The 3,044-nt window shown below is 42.3% G+C and carries 3 protein-coding genes; 2 read left to right on the forward strand and 1 reads right to left on the reverse strand.

Features of this window, described 5'->3' with window-relative positions; all coding sequences use genetic code 11:
- Nucleotides 1-54 precede the first annotated feature (54 nt).
- Nucleotides 55-1,431, reverse strand: a complete 1,377-nt coding sequence (gene cysS, locus KO530_RS03650; protein WP_216047038.1) for a cysteine--tRNA ligase — start codon at nucleotides 1,429-1,431, stop codon at nucleotides 55-57.
- Nucleotides 1,432-1,632: 201 nt separating this feature from the next.
- Here cysS and KO530_RS03655 point away from each other — a divergent pair, with 201 nt between their 5' ends.
- Entirely contained in the window at nucleotides 1,633-2,127 is a 495-nt protein-coding gene (locus KO530_RS03655) for a peptidylprolyl isomerase (protein ID WP_216047039.1), read from the forward strand.
- A gap of 45 nt (nucleotides 2,128-2,172) precedes the next feature.
- Nucleotides 2,173-2,913, forward strand: a complete 741-nt coding sequence (gene lpxH, locus KO530_RS03660; protein ID WP_216047040.1) for a UDP-2,3-diacylglucosamine diphosphatase — start codon at nucleotides 2,173-2,175, stop codon at nucleotides 2,911-2,913.
- Nucleotides 2,914-3,044: the final 131 nt, after the last annotated feature.

The following is a 3,044-nucleotide window of genomic DNA, read 5'->3' on the forward strand; positions in this document are numbered from 1 at the left end:
TATCCCCTACAACGCTGGCAACATTATTCATGGCCTAAAAGGCCATGCTAGGGATTAGATTTTTCGCCAAATGGTGCCGTTGGCGCTGTCTTCTAACACCACCCCCATCGCCGTCAGCGCATCACGAGCAGTATCGGCCGCTGCCCAATCTTTTTCGGTTCTGGCATCGTTACGGGCTTTAATTAATCCTTCGATTACCGAAACCTCATCGCCTTGAGCGGCGCCACCTTGCAAATAGGCCACAGGATCCATTTGTAAAAATCCTAAGATGTCTCCTAATTTCAACAAAATACCGGCTAGATCTGATTTTTCTTGGCCCTTGCTTTTGTTGATATCTTTGACCAAGTCAAACATCACAGCGAAGGCTTCTGGTGTATTGAAATCATCATCCATGGCCGCTTCAAAACGCTGTAAATAAGTACCTTTTTGCATATCCACGTCATGGTTAGGCTGACTATCACGCAAAGCAGTATATAGACGTTCCAACGCCGATTTAGCTTGCTTGATGTTGTCCTCAGAATAACTTAGCTGACTGCGATAATGGGCAGACATCAAGAAATAACGCAGGGTTTCAGCATCATAATCTTTTAAAACATCTCGCAAGGTGAAAAAGTTGCCTAGGGATTTAGACATTTTTTCTGAATCCACCTGTACCATTCCTGTATGCATCCAGTAATTCACATAAGGAGTGTCAAATGCACAGCAAGATTGTGCCACTTCATTTTCATGGTGAGGGAAGATCAAATCAGAACCACCACCGTGAATATCAAAGTGCGTGCCTAAATGTTTGCTATTCATGGCCGAACATTCAATGTGCCAACCAGGACGACCTTGCCCCCAAGGAGAATCCCAATAAGGTTCACCGGGTTTAACTGTTTTCCACAATACGAAGTCTAGAGGGTCAGTTTTATCAGCTGACACCTCTACTCGCTCACCGGCATTAAGCTGATCTAAATCTTGTCGACTCAATTTGCCATATTGCTCGTAGGTACTCACATCAAACAACACATCACCACTAGGCGCTTGATATGCATGTCCTTTAGCAATTAATCGTTCAATTACATCGATAATTTCAGGAATATGAGTGGTAACACGCGGCTCGACATCAGGCTCTAGCAAATTAATTGCAGCAAAATCTTCATGCATCAAAGCAATGGTGCGCTGAGTTAACTGCTCAGGGGTTTCGCCGTTTTGATTGGCTCTTTGGATAATTTTGTCATCCACATCTGTAATGTTTCGAACATAATTCACCTCGTAGCCTTTGTGGCGCAGGTAGCGCACCATTAGATCGAAACTCAGATAAGTACGAGCATGTCCCATATGGCAAACGTCATAAACCGTAATCCCACAGACATACAAACCCACTTTGCCAGCCACTAATGGCTTAAAAGTCTCTTTTTGTCGAGTGAGGGTATTGTATATTTGTTGCATTATATTGGTTCCATTGGTTATCTTAATAAATAATTGCGCGATTCTAGCACCGTCTCATGTCGACATAAACCAGCGTGTTAGCAAAAATTAACACAAATTATTATTCCAAAGTGACAGCAACAGCTGAAATATTTTTATGATTGCGATACACTACTTAGCTGAACAAATTTAAATTCACTACTTTATCCACAGGAACCCTTGATGGTAAAACTACATACAAACTATGGCGTAATCGTACTTAACCTTTTTGAAGATAAAGCACCGAAGACGGTTGAGAACTTTTTAAGCTATGTAAAAGATGGATTTTACGACAACACAATATTTCATCGCGTCATAGATGGATTTATGATCCAAGGCGGTGGATTTGAGCCAGGAATGGACCAAAAAGATCCAAACGAGCCTATACAAAATGAAGCGAATAACGGTGTAGCAAATAACACTGGTACTATTGCTATGGCTCGCACCAATGATCCACATTCAGCGACTGCGCAATTCTTCATAAACCTTAAAGACAATAGCTTCCTAAACTTTCGCAGTGAATCAATGGAAGGTTGGGGATACTGTGCATTTGGTGAAGTAGTTGAAGGCATGGATATCGTGAACAAAATTAAAGGGGTTAAAACATCCCGTCACGGAATGCATGATGACGTACCTGTTGAAGACGTCGTTATTCAAAAAGCTGAGATAACCGATTAATAACATTAAAAAGGCTGATTTTAATCAGCCTTTTTTGTTTTCCTTATGAAACCATATACTTACTTTATTTCAGACTTGCATTTAAGTGCTCAGCGTCCTGACATTACCGCGTGTTTGGCGTCTTTTTTGAGTGACCAAGCCTTAGGGGCTGATGCTTTATATGTCCTTGGGGATTTGTTCGAATATTGGATTGGCGACGACGATCGCAATGAATTTAGCGAACATGTAGCAAGCTTATTTAAGCAGTTTTCACAAACCGGCGTACCCATCTATTTTATACACGGAAACCGTGATTTCTTAATTCGAGAGAAGTTTGCGCGCAGAGCAGGCATGACAATTTTAAACCAACAACATGTCATCGATCTGTATGGAACCCCGACTCTGTTGATGCATGGTGACGAACTCTGCACGTTAGATCTCGCCTACCAAAAATTTCGGAAAAAGGCCCGTGGTTGGTGGTGGCCAAGAATGATTTTAAGCTTGCCGTTATGGGTTCGCAGAAAAATTGCCGAAAAAGGACGAAAAACCAGCCAACAAAATCAGCAAAAACTTAGCATGGAAATTATGGATGTGACTTCCGCAGAGGTGGTTAATTATATGCAGGAATATAATGTCCAGCAATTGATCCACGGTCATACCCATCGTCCTGCCATTCATCAATTGGAAGTCAATAGTAAGCCAGCTCTTCGAATTGTGTTAGGTGATTGGTACGATCAAGGTAGTATGCTAAAAATCACTCCTAAATCCATTGATTTGATCAGCGCACATTTAACAACTCCACCGTAGGTGGGGGATTTATCCCCTACAACGCTGGCATCGGCATTTATGGCCTGAAGGCCATGCTACAAATTCCCCTCCTGTAGGTGGGGGATTTATCCCCTACAACGCTGGCAACAGCATTTATGGCCTGAAGGCCA

This window comes from Aliiglaciecola lipolytica (genome assembly GCF_018860635.1).
Taxonomy (GTDB): Bacteria; Pseudomonadota; Gammaproteobacteria; order Enterobacterales; family Alteromonadaceae; genus Aliiglaciecola; species Aliiglaciecola lipolytica_A.